Annotated in this window: 15 protein-coding genes; 12 read left to right on the top strand and 3 right to left on the bottom strand. The window is 65.5% G+C overall.

Annotation, left to right across the window (positions count from 1 at the left end; translation table 11 throughout):
- Window positions 1-20: 20 nt before the first annotated feature.
- The 3 genes from SCA01S_RS14205 to SCA01S_RS14195 form a co-directional block, all read right to left on the bottom strand.
- Window positions 21-1,193, bottom strand: a complete 1,173-nt coding sequence (locus SCA01S_RS14205) for an ATP-binding protein (protein ID WP_062786656.1) — start codon at window positions 1,191-1,193, stop codon at window positions 21-23.
- Window positions 1,190-1,888: a response regulator gene (locus SCA01S_RS14200; RefSeq protein WP_082350005.1), complete on the bottom strand. Its 699-nt coding sequence runs from the start codon at window positions 1,886-1,888 to the stop codon at window positions 1,190-1,192. The genes SCA01S_RS14205 and SCA01S_RS14200 overlap by 4 nt, the downstream gene beginning before the upstream one ends.
- A gap of 94 nt (window positions 1,889-1,982) precedes the next feature.
- Window positions 1,983-3,212, bottom strand: a complete 1,230-nt coding sequence (locus SCA01S_RS14195; RefSeq protein ID WP_062786653.1) for a TetR/AcrR family transcriptional regulator — start codon at window positions 3,210-3,212, stop codon at window positions 1,983-1,985.
- Between the two features lie 255 nt (window positions 3,213-3,467).
- On the opposite strand from SCA01S_RS14195, the gene SCA01S_RS14190 reads away from it, so the two are divergent.
- From SCA01S_RS14190 to SCA01S_RS14135, 12 genes are all read left to right on the top strand, one after another.
- The gene (locus SCA01S_RS14190; RefSeq protein ID WP_062786650.1) at window positions 3,468-4,715 is read left to right on the top strand and encodes an acyl-CoA dehydrogenase family protein; all 1,248 of its coding nucleotides are present in this window, start codon (window positions 3,468-3,470) and stop codon (window positions 4,713-4,715) included.
- Entirely contained in the window at window positions 4,712-5,728 is a 1,017-nt protein-coding gene (locus tag SCA01S_RS14185) for a phosphotransferase family protein (protein ID WP_062786647.1), read from the top strand. The genes SCA01S_RS14190 and SCA01S_RS14185 overlap by 4 nt, the downstream gene beginning before the upstream one ends.
- Before the next feature lie 14 nt (window positions 5,729-5,742).
- Complete coding sequence (locus SCA01S_RS14180) at window positions 5,743-6,519, top strand: SDR family NAD(P)-dependent oxidoreductase (protein WP_022677727.1); 777 nt, start codon at window positions 5,743-5,745, stop codon at window positions 6,517-6,519.
- Window positions 6,516-7,313: an SDR family NAD(P)-dependent oxidoreductase gene (locus tag SCA01S_RS14175; RefSeq protein WP_062786644.1), complete on the top strand. Its 798-nt coding sequence runs from the start codon at window positions 6,516-6,518 to the stop codon at window positions 7,311-7,313. Before SCA01S_RS14180 ends, SCA01S_RS14175 begins: the two co-directional genes overlap by 4 nt.
- 13 nt (window positions 7,314-7,326) lie before the next feature.
- Complete coding sequence (locus tag SCA01S_RS14170) at window positions 7,327-9,360, top strand: 3-hydroxyacyl-CoA dehydrogenase NAD-binding domain-containing protein (RefSeq protein ID WP_062786641.1); 2,034 nt, start codon at window positions 7,327-7,329, stop codon at window positions 9,358-9,360.
- Window positions 9,361-9,395: 35 nt separating this feature from the next.
- A complete protein-coding gene (locus tag SCA01S_RS14165) occupies window positions 9,396-11,048 on the top strand; it encodes a long-chain-fatty-acid--CoA ligase (protein WP_062786638.1) in 1,653 nt (550 codons plus the stop codon).
- Window positions 11,049-11,127: 79 nt separating this feature from the next.
- Window positions 11,128-12,327 (top strand): acyl-CoA dehydrogenase family protein, encoded by a 1,200-nt coding sequence (locus SCA01S_RS14160; RefSeq protein ID WP_022677731.1) that lies wholly within the window; start codon window positions 11,128-11,130, stop codon window positions 12,325-12,327.
- 3 nt (window positions 12,328-12,330) lie between these two features.
- Window positions 12,331-13,449 (top strand): acyl-CoA dehydrogenase family protein, encoded by a 1,119-nt coding sequence (locus tag SCA01S_RS14155; RefSeq protein ID WP_062786636.1) that lies wholly within the window; start codon window positions 12,331-12,333, stop codon window positions 13,447-13,449.
- The gene (locus tag SCA01S_RS14150; RefSeq protein ID WP_062786633.1) at window positions 13,449-15,170 is read left to right on the top strand and encodes an acyl-CoA dehydrogenase family protein; all 1,722 of its coding nucleotides are present in this window, start codon (window positions 13,449-13,451) and stop codon (window positions 15,168-15,170) included. Before SCA01S_RS14155 ends, SCA01S_RS14150 begins: the two co-directional genes overlap by 1 nt.
- On the top strand, window positions 15,167-15,619 hold the full coding sequence (locus SCA01S_RS14145; protein ID WP_062786630.1) for a MaoC family dehydratase: 453 nt from the start codon (window positions 15,167-15,169) through the stop codon (window positions 15,617-15,619). The genes SCA01S_RS14150 and SCA01S_RS14145 overlap by 4 nt, the downstream gene beginning before the upstream one ends.
- 17 nt (window positions 15,620-15,636) lie before the next feature.
- Complete coding sequence (locus SCA01S_RS14140; protein WP_062786832.1) at window positions 15,637-16,809, top strand: acetyl-CoA C-acyltransferase; 1,173 nt, start codon at window positions 15,637-15,639, stop codon at window positions 16,807-16,809.
- Entirely contained in the window at window positions 16,809-17,816 is a 1,008-nt protein-coding gene (locus SCA01S_RS14135) for an NADPH:quinone oxidoreductase family protein (protein WP_062786628.1), read from the top strand. The genes SCA01S_RS14140 and SCA01S_RS14135 overlap by 1 nt, the downstream gene beginning before the upstream one ends.
- Window positions 17,817-18,078 lie beyond the last annotated feature (262 nt).

Genomic DNA, 18,078 nt, shown 5'->3' with positions numbered 1-18,078 from the left:
GGCCACGGCGGGGCAGCGTATCAGGCTTTGCCCCGCCTTTGCTGCCGGGGCAACTGTACGTGGAACACCGCGCCACCATCCGGGCGGTCGCCTGCCAGGACTGTCCCGCCGTGCGCCTCGACAACCGCTTTCACCACGGCGAGGCCAAGGCCACTGCCTCCGTGCACCCGGCTGCGCGACGGTTCACCCCGCCAAAAGCGGCGAAAAACCTGATCGGGCTCGTGCGACGGCAGACCGGGACCACGATCGGTAATGATCAGCAAGGCGCTGGCACCATCGATTTTCGTTTCGACTTCGACCACCCTACCTGTTGCGGCATGCCGGCGGGCGTTGTCGACAAGCGCGAGCAGGACCTGTCCCAGCCGTTGCTCATCCATCTCGACCAGGGTCGGCGCGAGGCGCGTTTCCAGGCGCATACCGGCCGTGGCCAGGATCGGCTCGAGGGCGTGCAGGTGCGTGGCGGCGAGCAGCGCCATATCGGCCAAACGCACATTCAGTTCGAGACGGCCGGTATTGGCCAGGCTGAGCGTCTGCAAATCCTCAACGATGCGCGCGAGCAGATCCACTTCCTGGATCAGCGCGGCGATCGCGGGACCATCGGTGGCAAACACGCCATCCAACTGGCCTTGCAGCCGCCCGCGCAAGATCGTCAGCGGGGTACGCAACTCGTGCGCGATGGCCGCAGAGCCTTCGCGCAGATCACGGTCATAGGCTTCCAGCGCCTCGGCCATGCTGTTGAAATCGGACAGCAATTGCCGTAGCTCGCCCGCGCCAGGCGGCCCTTCGGCCGCCCGCGCCGACAGATCGCCCGAGGTGATCGCGCGCGCCGCATGGCTCACTGCCTCGATAGGGCGGGCCAGGCGGGTGGCCAGCGCCAGGCCAACCGCGATGCCGAACATCGATGCCAGCGCAGCCAATCCGATCAGCAGCACGCTCTGTTCGTGGTCGATGGTCTGCGCGATCCGCACCCGTTCCTTGTAGAGCGCGACAGCGGCTGCCGCCGGCGGCCTTCCCCCGGCGTTGACCTCCATCAGCGTCTGGCGCGCAACCGGATCGAGCGCATTGAGCATCATCTGCTCTTGCCATCGCGCGAAGAGATTGAGCCCGACATAGCCGAACAGAATGGCCAGCAGGATGGCCAGGATCATCGCCGCCGCCAGTTGCGTGCGCAGGCGCAGCGTGCGCCACATCATCGCGCCGACAATCGATAGCCGACGCCGCGCACGCTTTCGAGCACGTCGCCGGCCCCGGCCATCTCCAGCTTGCGCCGCAATTTCGACAGGTGGCTGTCGACGGTCCGTTCGAGCGCCTCTCCTTCCGGAAGGCAGGCATCAAGCAGCGCGCCACGACCGACCACCCGCGGGCTCGCGCGGGCGAGATATTCGAGCAAGCGAAATTGCGTGATGGTCGTCTCGATCAGGCGGCGCGGTCCCTCGCCTGCGGAAACCGACACGAGATGCGCATCGCAATCGATCTCGATCACCCCGATCCGCAGCCGCTGCGGCACGCTTTGCGACCTTGCCCGGCGCAGTACGGCGGCAGACCTCGCCACCAGTTCGGCCGGATTGAAAGGCTTGACGACATAGTCGTCTGCCCCGATGCGCAACCCCGCAAGCCGTTCGTAATCCTCGCCCAGCGCGGTTACCATGATGATCGGCGTGTCGGAATGCGCGCGCATCCGCGCCAAGGCCTGAAACCCATCGAGCTTGGGCAGCTTGACATCGAGGATGACGAGGTCCGGGGCCAGCCGGTAGTGGTTCTGGACGCCTTCCTCCCCATCGGCGGCGCGGACCACGCGGTAGCCCTCGCGCTCGAAATAGGCCCGGATGATGTCAGCGATTTTCTGCTCGTCCTCGACGACCAGCACCAGGGGCCCGGACTCGGTCATGCATTGTTGCCCAGCGATTGCGACATGGCCGCAGGTATTATAGCCCTGACTATATTATACAAGCCAGCCGAGCGGCGCGGAAAATGCCCTCCCCTCACTCCGGGGCGAACAAGCCGTTGCCCAATACCGACTTGTAGGCGTCCATCACCACGGCCAGCGAGCGATCCTTGCGCCACCCCTGCAGATCGTAAGCCGCGTTGATGGCCGCCAGCAGAAACTGTGCGGCAATGAACGGATCGACCAGGCGAACGGCGCCTTCGGCCATGCCCTCCACCAGTTCGCCCATCATGCCGAGCGCCGTGCGCTGGGCATAGCGCAGCGCCAGCGCGCGGACCGCAGGCGGCATCGCCTGATAGGCCGTCACGCGCAGCAGCGGGAACTCGTCGGCAAACTGCAACTGCAGCGCCGACTGCACCGTAGCGGAAAGCCGCTTCCACGCCGATGCCTGCTCGGCCCTGGCCCTGGTCTGCAAATCGGCCAGGCGACGGTGGCTGGCCCGCCAGCACGCGACGACCAGATCATCCTTGGAATCGAGATGATGGTAGAAGCTGCCCTTGGTGCGATTGAATTCCGCCATGATCCGCTTGACGGACGCGCCGCGATAGCCGGTGGCATTGATGAAACGCGTTGCCACGCGCAGGAAGCTTTCCTGGTCGCCCGCATCGGTTACCGCCCCCGGCGTGAACACGCGAACGTCCCAGGCCGTGCCGGGCGTGAGGATACCGCCGTCGAGAATCCGGAAAAAACGCTGCCGGACATTGGGCATGTCCCCGATCGCGAACTGCCCGAGCCATGTGCGCTGCCATAGCAGCGCCTCGTTGAGGATGTGCGCGCGCGCGATCAGCACGTCGCGGTGCGAGGCATCGCGGGCCGGGCCAAAGAAACTGCGGATCGCCCGCAGCGTGCCGCGATATTGCTCGATCAGCGATGATCGCGCCGGCTCGTCCATCGAGCGAATTTCGGAAAGGTTTGCCAGCGGCCGCTCCGACTGACGCAGGGTTCCCGCAAAGTGCTCGAAATGCAGTTCGACGTAGCGGGCAACGCGCGCGCGGGGCGTCGCCTCTGCCTGCGCTGCATCCACCATCGCCGCCAGCCGGCCGAGCGTGTCTTCGAACACCGCCGTCAGCAGCTGCTCCTTGCGACGGAAGTAGTAGGTCACGCTGGTCGTGCTCAGGCCCAGCTCGGTCGCCACGTCAGACAGCGTCATCCCGCGCATGCCCTTGTCGTTCAACAGCGCCGTCGCCGCATCGACGATGCGCTGCTTCTGCCTGTCAAAGCGGGTCGCGCTATCGACCAAGGCAGCGCCGGTTTCCGCGCCAGGCATGGGGGGGATGGTGTCGCACATGCATGCCTTATCGCCACTCGCGCCGCGGCTGTCGACCCACAGATTGAACCACCCCAAACTGCTATTCGAATATCGGGTCAGTTTTGACAAAGCGACGAGCCGTGCCGATTTTACGCAATATATCTCGTTTTGCTTGTCGAGTCCTGCTGGACAGGTCTGCAGAGATGCGTCATGGTCAGGCATAATTAGAACTTAGGGTATGGCCCTTGAGTCGGCCAGCCTCTGGAGAGGTCCATGAATTTCACCTTCACCGAACGTGAGCGGCACTTCCAAGGCGCGGTGCGTGATTTTATCGCCGCGCACGTCAGGCCGCAGGTCGAAGCCTATGGGGCAGAGGTGAACACCGGCGATCGCTGGGCGCCATCACAAACGATCGAGGCGCTCAAGCCAAAGGCCAAGGCTGCCGGGCTGTGGAACCTGTTCATGCCGCCGGCGTCGGGCCATAGCCATGTGGACGACAGCTTCGTGTTCGAGGGAACGCAGCTCAGCAATCTTGAATATGCGCTCTGCGCCGAAGAGATGGGGCGCATCGGCTGGGCTTCGGAAGTGTTCAACTGCTCGGCGCCCGACACCGGCAACATGGAAGTGCTGCACCGCTATGGCACGCGGGCGCAGAAGGATCGCTGGCTCAAGCCGCTGATGGAGGGCACCATCCGCTCGGCGTTCCTGATGACCGAGCCCGAGGTCGCCTCGTCCGACGCGACCAACATCCGCACCTCGATCCGGCGTGACGGCGATCATTATGTGATCAACGGGCGCAAGTGGTGGTCGTCTGGCATGGGCGACCCGCGCGCCAAGCTGGCGATCGTGATGGGCAAGACCGATCCCGATGCCCCCGCGCACAGCCAGCAGGCGATGATCCTGGTCGATGTCGATACGCCCGGCGTGAAGGTCGAGAGGCTGCTGTCGGTTTATGGCTATGACCACGCCCCCCACGGCCATGCCGAGGTCACGCTGACCGATGTGCGCGTGCCGGCGGAAAACCTGCTGCTGGGCGAGGGCCGCGGCTTTGAGATTGCCCAGGGAAGGCTCGGGCCGGGCCGCATTCATCACTGCATGCGCACGATCGGCGCCGCCGAGGAGGCGCTGGAGGCCATGGCCAGGCGGCTGGTATCGCGCACCGCGTTCGGCAAGCGCCTCTCCGAACACAGTGTGTGGGAGGAACGCGTCGCCCGTGCCCGCATCGACATCGAGATGACGCGGCTGCTCTGCCTCAAGGCGGCCGACATGATGGACCGCGCCGGCAACAAGGCCGCCCGCAACGAGATCGCGATGATCAAGGTGCAGGCGCCGATGATGGCCCTGAAAATCATCGACGATGCCGTGCAGGCCCATGGCGGCGCTGGTGTCTCGGGCGATTTTCAGCTGGCGGCAGACTGGGCCAACATCCGCACGCTGCGCCTTGCCGACGGCCCTGACGAGGTGCACGCCCGCGCCATCGCCCGCGCGGAACTCGGCAAATACCGTGACGCCGCGCGATGAGCGATCTCGACCAGGACAGGCTGGCGGGATGGCTCAAACAGGCCACCGCTGCCGAGCTGCGCGCGGTGGAGAAGTTTGCCGGCGGGCAGTCCAACCCCACCTACCGCATCGAAACCTCGGCCGGAAATTTCGTGCTGCGGCGCAAGCCGTTTGGCCAGTTGCTGCCGTCGGCCCATGCGGTCGATCGTGAATTTCGCCTGATCTCGGCCCTTTCCCCAACCGGATTTCCCGTGCCCCGTCCAATCGCGCTGTGCGAGGACGAGAGCGTGATCGGTGCCGTCTTCTACCTGATGGAGCTGGTGGAGGGCCGCACGCTGTGGGATGGCACGCTGCCCGATATCCCCAAGCCCGATCGCCATGCCTATTACGAGGCGATGGTCGATACGCTGGCGGCGCTTCACGCGCTCGATCACCAGGCCGTCGGGCTCGGTGATTTCGGACCGCCAGGCAACTATTTCGAGCGGCAGATCCAGCGCTGGACCAAGCAGTATCGCGCCGCGCAGACGGACGACATTGCCGAGGTGGACAAGCTGATCGATTGGCTGCCGCGTACAGTGCCCGCGCAGACCCGCACCGCGATCATCCACGGCGACTACCGGATCGACAACCTGATCTATGACCCCACTGCCCCCAGGGTGGCAGCGGTGCTCGATTGGGAGTTGACCACGATCGGCGATCCGCTGGCCGACTTCACGTATTTCGCGATGAACTGGGCGATGCCGCGTGACGGGCGGTCTGGGCTCGCCGGCCTCGATCTCGCTGCCGAAGGGCTGCCCCCGCTTGGCGCCATGGTCGACCGCTATTGCGCGGCAAGCGGGCGAGACGCCTTGCCCGATCTGCATTGGTATTTTGCCTACAACCTGTTCCGCCTGGTCGGCATCGTCCAGGGCATCAAGAAGCGTCTGATCGATGGCAATGCCTCGAGCAGCAGGGCCGCAGAAGCCGTCGCCAAATTGCGGCCGCTGGCCCAGGCCGCCTGGGCACAAGCACGCCAGGCCGGCGCCACCGCATAAGGAGAGCGATAAACATGGACTTGTTCGATCTGACCGGCAAAGTCGCGATCATCACCGGATCGTCGCGCGGCATTGGCCGCGCCATCGCCGAGGCTTATGCCGATGCCGGTGCCAAGGTGGTGATCTCCAGCCGCAAGCAGCAGGCTTGCGAGGAAGTTGCCAACGCCATCAACGCCACGCATGGCGAGGAACGCGCCATCGCCATCGCGGCCAGCATCTCTGACAAGGCGATGCTGCAGGCGCTGGTCTCGGAAACGCGCCAGCGGTTCGGCAAGATCGACATCCTCGTCTGCAACGCGGCCTCCAACCCCTATTACGGGCCCATGGCGGGGATCACCGACGAACAGTTCCGCAAGATCTTCGACAACAACGTGCTGGCCAATCACTGGCTGGTCAACATGGTCGTGCCCGAAATGATCGAGCGCGAGAACGGCGCGATCGTGATCGTCTCCTCGATCGGCGGGCTGATCGGGTCCGACGTGATCGGCGCCTACAACGTGTCCAAGGCCGCCGATTTCCAGCTGGTCCGCAACCTTGCGATCGAATTTGGCAGGCACAACGTGCGCGTCAACGCCATCGCACCCGGGGTGATCCGCACCGACTTTGCCAAGGCGCTGTGGGAAGACCCGGAGGCAGAGGCCGCGCTCAAGCGCGTCACCCCGCTCGGCCGCATTGGCGAGCCCGACGAGATCGCGGGCGCGGCGGTCTTCCTCGCTTCGAAAGCCGGCGCCTATGTCACCGGCCAGGGCATTGTCGTTGACGGTGGCACGACTATCCGGGGCGGCCTGTGAACGCGCGGTTTGCCGGCAAGAGTGTCCTCGTCACCGGCGCGGCATCGGGAATTGGCCGCGCCGCGGCCATCCTGTTTGCCGAACAAGGCGCAAAGGTTTTGGCGGTCGACCTCACCGATGGCGTGGAAGCGACGGCTGCCGCACATCCCGCGATTACCGCGATGCGCGGGGACGCGGGCAATGAGGGCGATGTCATCGCGATGATCGCCGCCGCAATCCAGACCCATGGCGGGATCGATGTGATCTTTGCCAACGCCGGGATCAGCGGCGGCATGGCCGGCATCTTCGACCAGTCGGCGGAGGATTGGCAGGCCCTGCTGCAGGTCAACCTGATCGGTCCGTTCCTTGCCATCAAGCATGGCGCCAAGGCCATGCTCGATGCCGGAACCGCCGGTGCGATCATCTGTACCGCCTCGGTCGCAGGGCTGCGGGCCGGCGCGGGTGGCCCGGCATACTCCGCATCCAAGGCGGGGGTGATCAATCTTGTGCAGACTGCGGCACAGCAGCTCAGCGGATCGGGCATTCGCGTCAATGCGGTGTGCCCTGGCCTGATCGAGACGGGCATGACCCAGTCATTCTACGAACGCGCCCGCGCCAAGGGCAAAAGCGACCAACTGGGGCAACTCAACCCGCTCAAGCGCGGCGGCCAGCCCATCGAGATCGCCACCGCGGTCGCATTCCTCGCGTCCGACGAAGCCAGCTACGTCAACGGCCATGCCCTGGTCGTCGATGCCGGCCTCTCCTCCTCCCATCCCTTCGCCCGGCCGCGCGGCCTGGGCGAGACGTCCTTCTGACGAGAGATATCCCATGATCGAGACCAAGCTTCACGACGACGTCCTCGAGATTGTCATGGCCAACCCGCCGGTCAATGCACTGGGGGCGCAGGTCCGCCAGGGGCTGGCCAAGGCGCTGGCCGATGCGCAGGGCGATCCGGCGATCAAGGCGATCGTCATTCGCGGCGCCGGCAAGATGTTCTCGGGTGGCGCCGACATTACCGAGTTTGGCAAGCCGCCGGTCGATCCTTGGCTGCCGCAGGTGGTCGATGCGATCGAGGCGAGCGCCAAGCCGGTGGTCGCCGCCATTCATGGCATGGCGCTGGGCGGCGGGCTGGAGGTGGCGCTGGGCGCGCATTACCGGATCGCCAGCCCCAAGGCCAGGCTGGGCCTGCCCGAAGTCTCGCTTGGCATCCTGCCCGGTGCCGGTGGCACGCAACGGCTGCCGCGCCTCGTCGGCGTGGAAACCGCGCTTGGCATGATTGTCTCGGGTACGCCGATCGCGGCGAGCAAGGCGGCGCAGGCCGGGCTCGTCGACAAACTGGCCGAAAGTGACGAAAGCCTTGCCGCCGAGGCGATCGCCTATGCCCGCACGCTCACTGCGCCCCGCCGCACCGGCGATCGTTCGGTTTCGGCCGATCCGGCAGTGTTTGAACAGTTTGCGGCCCAAAATGCCCGCAAGATCAAGGGCCTCGACGCGCCCCAAGCCTGCATCGCGGCGGTGAAGGCGGCAACCGAACTGCCGCTCGACCAAGGGCAGGAAAAGGAACGCGCGCTGTTCCAGCAACTCGTCGCCGGCGAGCAGTCCAAGGCGCTGCGCCACGTCTTCTTCGCCGAGCGCGCCGCGGCCAAGATCGATGGCCTGCCCAAGGATATCCAGCTCCGCCCGATCACCAAGGTCGGCGTGATCGGCGCGGGCACGATGGGCGGCGGCATCTCGATGAATTTCCTCTCGGCGAATATCCCGGTAACCATGGTCGAGATGGCGCAGGATGCGCTGGACCGTGGCATCGGCGTCATGCGCAAGAACTATGAGGCGACTGCCGCCAAGGGCAGGCTCACCGCCGAGCAGGTGGAAAAGGCGATGGGCCTGGTCACCCCGACGCTCGACTTTTCAGCGCTTGCCGACTGCGACCTCATCATCGAGGCGGTCTATGAAAACATGGACGTGAAGAAGGAGATTTTTGCCAGGCTCCACGGCATCGCCAAGCCGGGCGCGATGCTTGCGTCAAATACCTCCTATCTCTCGATCGACGAAATCGCGGCGACAACGACGCGCCCGCAGGACGTGCTCGGCCTCCATTTCTTCTCGCCCGCCAACGTGATGAAGCTGGTCGAGGTGGTACGCGGCGCCAAAACCGCGCCCGATGCGCTGGCCACCGGCATGGATATCGCGCGCAAAATCGGCAAGGTGCCGGTTGTGGCGGGGGTCTGCTATGGCTTCATCGGCAATCGCATGCTGATCCCGCGCCAGGCCAACGCCAACGCGTTGCTGCTGGAAGGCGCCACGCCGGAACAGGTCGATCGCGTGCATACCGACTTCGGCATGCCGATGGGGCCGTTCCAGATGGCCGATCTCGCCGGCGTCGATATCGGCTGGCATCGCGATCCCAGCCGCATCGAAAGCCTTCAGGACGCGCTGTGCGCCGAGGGCCGCTGGGGCCAGAAGAAGCAGGCCGGCTTCTACGATTACGACGAAAAGCGGCGGCCGACGCCATCGCCGGTCGTTGCGACGATCATCGATGATTTCCGCGCCAGGGCTGGCATCGTCCCGCGCGATATTTCCGACGAGGAGATCATGGTGCGCACGCTGTACTCGATGGTCAACGAAGGCGCCAAGATCCTGGAAGAAGGCATCGCCCAACGCGCTTCGGATATCGATGTCGTGTGGAACTATGGCTATGGTTGGCCGCGTCACAAGGGCGGGCCGATGTTCTGGGCAGACACGGTCGGATTGGACAAGATCGCGCAGGCCCTGACACGCTACCAACAAGCGCTGGGCGCCGAATTCACGCTCTCGCCGCTGCTGCTGGAATGCGCCGCGCAAGGCAAGCCGCTCGACCGATAAGCGACGCAAAAAAGACAAGACAAGAGGAGAGCATCATGCCGCTACGCTTCGCTGAACCGGCGACCGAGGCCTATCGCTTCCCGCTGACCATCCGCCACCTGCTCGATAGTGCCCTGACCACGGCGAGCGACCGGCGGATCGTCTATCGCGACCAGGGCAGCTGGACCTATCGCGAGTTTGCCGGGCGGGTCGGCCGGCTCGCCTCGCTGCTGGCGGACCTGGGTGCCGAGCAGGGGATGACGATCGCGGTGATGGACTGGGACAGCCACCGCTATCTCGAGGCCTATTTCGCCGTTCCGATGATGGGCGCTGTGCTGCAGACGGTGAACGTGCGTCTGCCCGCGCCGCAGGTTGCCTACACGCTGAACCACGCCAAGGCGGAGATCCTGCTCGTCCACCATGATTTCTTTCCGCTGGTTGAAGCCGTGCTGCCATCGCTGCCCGGCGTAAAGGCAGTGGTCGCCATCATGGATGGCACGCAAGGCGCGCTGCCGGCCTTTGCCAAGGGCGAGTACGAAGCGCTGTCGGCCGCAGCCTCGCCGGATTATCCGTTCGAGGACTTCGACGAAAACGCCGTTGCCACCACCTTTTACACCACCGGCACCACCGGCAATCCCAAGGGCGTGTGCTTTACCCACCGCCAGTTGGTCCTCCACACGCTGGCGTGCAACGCGCCGTTCGGCGCGGCCGACGGCACCGGCTTTGCCTACAAAGACGTCTACATGCCGCTGACGCCGATGTTCCACGTCCATGCCTGGGGCGTGCCCTATGTCGCGACGATGCTGGGCATGACGCAAGTCTATCCGGGTCGGTACGAGCCCGAGATGCTGTGCCGGCTGCACGCGCAGCACAAGGTGACCTATTCGCACTGCGTGCCGACCATCCTGCGGATGCTGCTCGATGCGGCCGAAAAGACCGGCACCGATGTCAGTGGCTGGACGATCACCGTGGGCGGATCGGCATTGTCGCCGCAACTCTGCGCCGAAGGGCGCCGCAAGGGCATGCGTCTGATCGCGGGGTACGGCATGTCGGAAACCGGGCCGCTGGTCTCGGTCGCGCGTATCCGCCCCGGCACCGAAGGCGATGACGCGGTGGAAATCCAGGCATTGACCGCGACGGTCCCGGCCCCGCTGATTTCTGCGCGGATCGTCGATGATGACATGAATGATCTGCCGCATGACGGCCAGACGCGCGGCGAACTGGTGCTGCGCGCGCCCTGGCTTACCCCCTGCTACACCGGCGATGCCAAGGCCTCGGAAACGTTGTGGCGCGGCGGCTGGATGCACACGCAGGACATCGCGACAATCGATCCCGATGGCTATATCCGCATCCGCGACCGGCTGAAGGACGTGATCAAGACCGGCGGCGAATGGATCGATTCCATCCAGCTGGAGGAACTCGTCGCCACTGCCGAAGGTGTGGTGGAAGTGGCGGTGGTGGCCATGCCAGACGCCAAATGGGGCGAGCGGCCCTTGGCGGTCGTGGTCGTGCGGCCTGGCGCCGCGCTGACGCTCGAAACGCTCAACGCGCCGATCGAGGCGGCGATCAGCCAGGGCACCATCACCCGCTATGCCAAGCTGGAGCGCTTTGCCGTGGTCGAGGGCCTGCCCCGCACCAGCGTCGGCAAGATCGACAAGAAGCTGATCCGCGCCACCCATGCCGATAACGCCCAGGCGGGCGTGGCCTGATGCCCTGCTCCGCTTGTCCCGGCAGCCTCCGCCCTGCTCCCTGCCCGCCGCACGGCGGCCTGTTTGAAAGGTTGATCTGATGGATCTCCACTTCTCGCCCGAGGAAATGGCTTTCCGTGAGGAAGTCAGGGCTTTCCTGAAGGATCGGCTGCCCACCCGCATCGCCGAAAAGGTGCGCACCAGCAAGCGGCTCACCAAGCAGGACATGGTCGAATGGCACGCCATCCTCAACGAACGCGGCTGGTATGCCAACCACTGGCCCAAGGAATATGGCGGCCCCGGCTGGTCGGTGGCGCAAGCGGCGATCTTCGACATCGAAAGCGCGCTGGCCCACGCACCGCGCATCGTCCCGTTCGGCGTTTCGATGCTGGGTCCGGTGCTGATCAAATATGGTTCGCAGGCGCAAAAGGATCATTGGCTGCCGCGTATCCTCGACGGTACCGACTGGTGGTGCCAGGGCTATTCCGAACCTGGTGCCGGCTCTGACCTTGCCAGCCTGAAAACCAGCGCGGTGCGCGATGGCGACCACTACGTCGTCAACGGCCAGAAGACCTGGACCACGCTTGGCCAGTATGCCGACATGATTTTCTGCCTGGTGCGCACCTCGACCGAGGGCAAGAAGCAGGAGGGCATCTCGTTCCTGCTGATCGACATGAAAACACCTGGCGTCGAAGTTCGCCCGATCATCCTGCTCGACGGCGAGCACGAGGTGAACGAGGTGTTCTTCACCGATGTGCGCGTGCCGGCGGAAAACCTGGTTGGCGAGGAGAACAAGGGCTGGACCTATGCCAAATACCTGCTGACTTACGAGCGCGCGGGTCTGGCCGGGGTTGGCGGCTCGATGGCGGCATTCAACCACCTCAAGGAAATCGCGCAGAGTCAGCGCAAGGGGGGCCGGCCGCTCGCGGAAGACCCGTTGTTCGCCGCGCGTCTCGCCCGGCTGGAAATCAACCTCGAGAACCTCAAGCTCACCAACCTGCGCGTGCTGGCCGCTTCGGGAAGCGGCGGGTCGGCGCCGCTGGAAATGAGCGCGATGCTCAAGATCTGCGGCACCGAGATCCGCCAGGAGATCACCAGCCTCACCCGGCGCGCGCTGGGGCCATACGCCCAGCCCTTTGTCAGCGAGGCGCTGGACGAGGGCTTCAACGGCGCGCCGATCGGGCCGGACTATGCCGCGCCAGTAGCGGTGGACTATTTCAACAACCGCAAGCTCTCGATCTTCGGCGGCTCCAACGAAGTGCAGCGCGAGATCATCACCAAAGCCCTGTTGGAGCTCTGAGCCATGTATTTCCACCACAGCGAAGATCGGCAGATGCTGGCCGACATGCTCGGCCGCTACCTCCAGCAGCGTTACCCCTTCGACATCCGCAACAAGATCAGCGCGTCGCCGGAAGGCTGGTCACGCACGCATTGGGCGGAACTGGCGGAACTGGGTGTCGTGGGCGCCCTGTTCGGCGAGGAAGCGGGCGGCTTTGGCGGCACCGGCTTTGACATTGCGGCCGTGTTCGAAGGATTGGGCAAGGCACTCGTGGTCGAGCCGTTCCTTGGCACGCTGATCGCCGGCCAGGCACTGGCCAAGGCCGCGGGCGGGCAGGACGCGCTGCCGGCCGAGGTGCTGGCCGAGGTGGTCGCCGGGACCACCCTGCTCGCCTTTGCGCATGAAGAGCCGCAGAGCCGGTACGATCTCCACGACGTCGAAACCCATGCCTTGCCCAACAGCGAGGGCTGGGCGCTCCATGGGCGCAAGGCGGTTGTCCCGCAGATCGAGGCGGCCGATCGCATTCTCGTCTCGGCGCGGATAGCCGGCGCACCGGGCGATGAAGCCGGCATCGGCCTGTTCCTTCTCGACAAGGCGGCGGCCCAGGTGCGCGGCTATCCCATGGTCGATGGTGGGCGCGGCGGCGAGCTGGTCCTCGATAATACGCCTGCCACGCTGGTGGCCGAGGACGGCTTCCCCCTCATCGAGCAGGCGATCGCCGCCGGCATCGTCGCGCTTGCCTGGGAGGCCGTCGCGGTGATGGACGTGCTCAAGACCGCAACGCTCGATTACCTGCGCACGCGCAAACAGTTCGGCGTGCCGATCGGCAAGTTCCAGGCGCTGCAACATCGCATGGCCACCGTGGCGCTGGAGATCGAGCTGGCGCGCTCTGCCGCGATCAGCGCCGCCGATGCGCTGGGCCAGGATCGGCGCACCCGCGAGCGTGCCGTCTCGGCCGCCAAGTACACGATCGGCCGCGTCGGCACGCTGGTGGCTGAGGAAGCCATCCAGATGCACGGCGGCATCGGCATGACGTGGGAGCTGCCACTCTCGCACTACGCCAAGCGGCTGACGATGATTGGCCACCAGCTCGGCGACGAAGACCATCATCTTGGCCGCTTCATCGCGTTGGGGCACGCCTGATGAGCAGCGACGCATTGCCCTCGGCCGCACTGCTTGCCTTCCAGCTGGGCGACTGGCTGGACGCACTGGGCGGGGATGACCATGGCACGTTCCTCGCCATGCTGGAAATGGCGCACAAGCTCGCGGCAGACGAATTCATGCCGCACTATCGCCAGGCCGACCTCCAGGAACCAACGCTCGATACCGATGGCGTGCATATTCTGCCCGCGATCAAGCAGGCCCTGGCCCGCTATGCCGAACTCGGCCTGTTCGGGATCAGCTTCCCCGAAGAGCTGGGCGGGCTCGGCCTTCCCACGACGACGTCGCTGGCGCTGTATGCGGTCTTTGCCGCAGCCAATGTGTCGACCTCTGCCTATCCGATGCTGACGACGGCCAATGCCCGTCTCATCAGCGCGTTTGGCACGCCCGCGCAAATCACGCGGTTCGCGCGGCCGCAGATCGCAGGGCGCTGGTTTGGCACGATGTGCTTGTCGGAGCCGCAAGCCGGTTCGAGCCTGGGCGATATCCGCACCCGCGCCACCCCCGATGGCGAGGACGAGCACGGCGTCCGGTATCGGATCACCGGCAACAAGATGTGGATTTCGGGCGGCGACCAGGATGTGAGCGAGAATATCGTCCACCTCGTACTCGCCAAGATCACCGACGAAAATGGCGCGCTTCCGGCCGGATCGAAGGGCATCTCGCTGTTCATCGTGCCCAAATGGCTTGCGGATGGATCGCCCAACGATGTCGTCGTGGCCGGGCTCAACCACAAGATGGGCTTTCGCGGCACGTCCAACTGCCTGCTCAATTTCGGGGAGCGCGAGGGCGCGATCGGATGGCGCGTCGGCGCGCCGGGCCAGGGGCTGGCCCAGATGTTCATGATGATGAACGAGGCCCGGATCGGGGTTGGCATGGGCGCGGCCGCCCTGGCCTATCGCGGGTATCGCCAATCGCTGCGCTATGCGCGCGAACGGGTGCAAGGCCGCGCTGTCGGCACCAAGGGCGGCGATCCGCTGCCGATTATCGACCATCCCGACGTTCGCGGCATGATCCTGCGGCAAAAGGTCTATGCCGAGGGTGCGATCGCGCTCTGCCTCTATTGCGCGCACCTTGTCGATCAGGCGAGCGAGGATGCAGAGGCGCTGCTCGCGCTGCTCACCCCGGTGGCCAAGACGTGGTCGTCCGAGTTCGGTCTCGCCGCCAACGACCTCGCCATCCAGGTTCTGGGCGGATACGGCTACACGCGCGATTTCGATGTCGAGCAGCTCTACCGCGACAACCGCCTCAACCCGATCCACGAAGGCACCACGGGCATCCAGGCGATCGACCTGCTGGGACGCAAGATCCTGTTTTCCGACGGGCGCGGCCTTGCCATGCTGCGCGACAGGATCACCGCCACGGCGGTATGCGCGGATAGCGCCCTGGCCGGTTGCGCCACTGCCCTGACTGCCTTCTGGGACCGACTGGCACAGACCATTGCCGGGCTGCAGAAGCGCAGCGGCGCTGACACCTTTGACGATGCGACGCTGTTTCTGCGCGCCTTCGGCCACGGTGTCGTGATGTGGTTGTGGTTGGACCAGGCCGGGAAGGCCGCCGTCGATAGTCCGCTGCGCCCAGGCATCCTCGCTGCGTGCCGTTTCATGGCCGAAACCGAACTGCCACAGGCGCTGGCGTGGCTCCGCGTGGTCGACACGCACAGCGATCTGGTGCGCAACCTGCCGGAAGAGGCATTCGCATGACCGATTTTACCGCTGCCATCCAGGCAGAGATCGGCATCACCCGCCATTCGGACTGGGTCATCGTCGATCAGAAGATGATCGATCTCTTCGCCGATGCGACGCACGACCACCAGTTCATCCACGTCGATCCGGCGCGCGCGGCGCAAACGCCGTTCGGCGGCACGATCGCGCACGGCTTCCTCACCCTGTCATTGCTCGCCTGGCTCGATGGCTCGATCACCCGCCCCGCCATGCCGCCTGTCAAGATGGGCGTGAACTATGGGCTGGACCGCGTGCGGTTCATCTCGCCGGTTCGCTCTGGCAGCCGGATTCGCCTGGCGTCGACACTTGTCGACATCACCGAGAAGGCGCCCGGCCGCTTTCAGCAGACACTCGATGTCTCGATCGAGATCGAGGGGCACGCCAAGCCTGCTCTTGCCGCCGTGTGGCTCACCCAATTCACGATTTGAAAAATCAGGAGATTCTCGTGCGCGAAGCCGTCATCGTTTCCACCGCCCGTACGCCGATCGGCCGCGCCTATCGCGGCGCGTTCAACGCCACCCCCTCCCCCACCCTCGCCGCGCATGCGATCCGCAGCGCCGTCGAGCGGGCCGGCGTGGACCCGGCCGAAATTGACGATTGCATCATCGGCTCTGCCTTGCCGCAGGGCGTGCAGCACACGATCGGGCGCACCGCCGCCTTGCGCGCTGGCCTGCCGGTAACGGTCTCGGGCCTCACCATCGACCGGCAATGCTCCTCCGGGCTCATGGCGATCGCCACGGCTGCCAAGCAGGTCATCGTCGATCGCATGGACGTGGTCGTTGCCGGCGGCGTTGAATCCATTTCGCTGGTGCAGACGCCGCAAATGCGGGTGGAGCCCGATCGCGCGCTGCTCGCGATGGTACCAGACATCTACATGCCGATGCTTCAGACCGCCGAGATTGTCGCCAAGCGCTATGGCATCTCGCGCGCCGCGCAGGATGCCTATGCGTTGCGCTCGCAGCAACAGACGGCCAGAGCCCAGGCCGCCGGGGCCTTCGACCAGGAAATCGTACCCGTAACCGCGACGATGGCCGTCGCCGACAAGGCCACCGGCGAAATTTCGCACCGCGACGTCACGCTGACCAAGGACGAGGGCAATCGCCCGGAGACCACGGCAGATGGGCTCGCCGCGCTCAAGCCGGTGGTCGAAGGCGGCGTCATCACCGCGGGCAACGCATCGCAACTGTCCGATGGCGCTTCGGCCTGCGTGGTCATGGAAGCCAGGCTGGCTGCCGATCGCGGGCTCACGCCGCTCGGCCGCTATGTCGGCATGGCAATGGCCGGCACCGAGCCCGATGAAATGGGCATCGGCCCGGTCTTTGCAGTGCCCAAGCTGCTCGAACGGTTCGGCCTTGGCATGGACGACATCGGGCTGTGGGAGCTTAACGAAGCCTTTGCCGTGCAGGTGCTGTATTGCCGCGACACGCTGGGCATTCCCGATGACCGGCTCAACGTCAATGGCGGCGCCATCTCGATCGGCCATCCCTATGGCATGTCGGGCGCACGCATGGTCGGTCACGCGTTGATCGAGGGCAAGCGGCGCGGTGCGCGGCACGTTGTCGTGACGATGTGCGTGGGCGGCGGCATGGGCGCGGCCGGCCTGTTCGAGGTGCTGTGATGAAGGCGCTCATCTCGCGCGCGCCCGGCGGCCCTGAAACGCTGGAACTGGCCGAGCTGCCAACGCCGCAGCCCGGCCGATCGGAACTGCGGATCCGCGTCATCGCCTGCGCCATCAACTATCCCGATGTGCTCATCATCGAGGACAAGTACCAGTTCAAGCCAACCCGCCCCTTCGCACCGGGCTCGGAGGTTTGCGGTATCGTCGATGCGCTGGGCGAGGGCGTGGAGGATTGGGCGATCGGCGATCGGTTGATCGCGATCACGCTTGGCGGCGGGCTGGCCGAAAAGGTCATCGTTCCCGCCGCCTCGGCCATCCGCCTGCCCGACGGCGCCGATCCGGTCGAAGGCGCCGCGCTCGTGTTCACCTATGGCACCACGATCCACGCGCTGAAGGATCGCGGGCAACTCAAGGCTGGCGAAACGCTGCTGGTCCTGGGCGCGGCGGGCGGCATCGGCCTGTCTGCGATCGAGATCGGCAAGGCGCTTGGGGCTACGGTCGTCGCCGCCGTTTCCAGCGCGGAAAAGGCCGCCGCCGCGCGCCAGGCCGGTGCCGACAGCACGGTGATCTATCCATCAGGCCCCTTGGACAAGGCCGCGTCCAAGGCGCTGGCCGAAACGTTCAAGGCGGCCGTGGGCCCACACGGCGCGCATGTGATCTACGATCCCGTGGGTGGCGATTATGCCGAGCCGGCGCTCCGCAGCATTGCCTGGGAAGGTCGCTACCTCGTCACCGGCTTCCCGGCGGGGATACCGCATCTGCCGCTCAACCTGACGCTGTTGAAAGCCTGCGACGTGCGCGGCGTTTTCTGGGGCGGCTTCGTTTCCCGCGAACCGGAACGCCATCGCGCCCATGTGCGCGAACTGCTGCACTGGTGGCAGAACGGACAGATCAAGCCAAGGATCGACCGCGTCTTCCCCCTCGCCGAAGGCGGCGCCGCGATCGCGCGGCTGGCCAACCGTTCGGCCATCGGCAAGGTCGTCGTGAGACTGTCGCACGACGACTAAGGTCTGTGGACGAATGCGATGCCCGGAAACGCCCCCTTGCGGCCATGCTGGCGTTTTACACAAGCAGAACAGCTGGACCCCGGATCAAGTCCGGGGTGACGATAAGTACATATATTCTCTCAAATTCTTCGTCACCCCGGACTTGATCCGGGGTCCAGCTTGATAACTTGCACCTCGGCTGCCGTCATCGCGCATGCGGCAGCCAGCCGCCACTTTCGGTCGTTCCCGAAGCGCTGGATTTGTCCACGCGGGCTGGGCGCCG

This window comes from Novosphingobium capsulatum NBRC 12533 (genome assembly GCF_001598375.1).
Lineage (GTDB): Bacteria > Pseudomonadota > Alphaproteobacteria > Sphingomonadales > Sphingomonadaceae > Novosphingobium > Novosphingobium capsulatum.
This window is presented reverse-complemented; position numbering and strand designations above follow the sequence as displayed.

Excerpts from the sequence above, each read along its gene's own strand:
- SCA01S_RS14160 (WP_022677731.1), top strand. The coding sequence starts at position 11,128 with ATGGATCTCCACTTCTCGCCCGAGGAAATGGCTTTCCGTGAGGAAGTC.
- SCA01S_RS14190 (WP_062786650.1), top strand. The coding sequence starts at position 3,468 with ATGAATTTCACCTTCACCGAACGTGAGCGGCACTTCCAAGGCGCGGTG.
- SCA01S_RS14150 (WP_062786633.1), top strand. The coding sequence starts at position 13,449 with ATGAGCAGCGACGCATTGCCCTCGGCCGCACTGCTTGCCTTCCAGCTG.
- SCA01S_RS14185 (WP_062786647.1), top strand. The coding sequence starts at position 4,712 with ATGAGCGATCTCGACCAGGACAGGCTGGCGGGATGGCTCAAACAGGCC.
- SCA01S_RS14195 (WP_062786653.1), bottom strand. The coding sequence starts at position 3,212 with ATGCCTGGCGCGGAAACCGGCGCTGCCTTGGTCGATAGCGCGACCCGC.
- SCA01S_RS14180 (WP_022677727.1), top strand. The coding sequence starts at position 5,743 with ATGGACTTGTTCGATCTGACCGGCAAAGTCGCGATCATCACCGGATCG.
- SCA01S_RS14145 (WP_062786630.1), top strand. The coding sequence starts at position 15,167 with ATGACCGATTTTACCGCTGCCATCCAGGCAGAGATCGGCATCACCCGC.
- SCA01S_RS14170 (WP_062786641.1), top strand. The coding sequence starts at position 7,327 with ATGATCGAGACCAAGCTTCACGACGACGTCCTCGAGATTGTCATGGCC.
- SCA01S_RS14155 (WP_062786636.1), top strand. The coding sequence starts at position 12,331 with ATGTATTTCCACCACAGCGAAGATCGGCAGATGCTGGCCGACATGCTC.
- SCA01S_RS14200 (WP_082350005.1), bottom strand. The coding sequence starts at position 1,888 with ATGACCGAGTCCGGGCCCCTGGTGCTGGTCGTCGAGGACGAGCAGAAA.
- SCA01S_RS14165 (WP_062786638.1), top strand. The coding sequence starts at position 9,396 with ATGCCGCTACGCTTCGCTGAACCGGCGACCGAGGCCTATCGCTTCCCG.
- SCA01S_RS14135 (WP_062786628.1), top strand. The coding sequence starts at position 16,809 with ATGAAGGCGCTCATCTCGCGCGCGCCCGGCGGCCCTGAAACGCTGGAA.
- SCA01S_RS14205 (WP_062786656.1), bottom strand. The coding sequence starts at position 1,193 with ATGATGTGGCGCACGCTGCGCCTGCGCACGCAACTGGCGGCGGCGATG.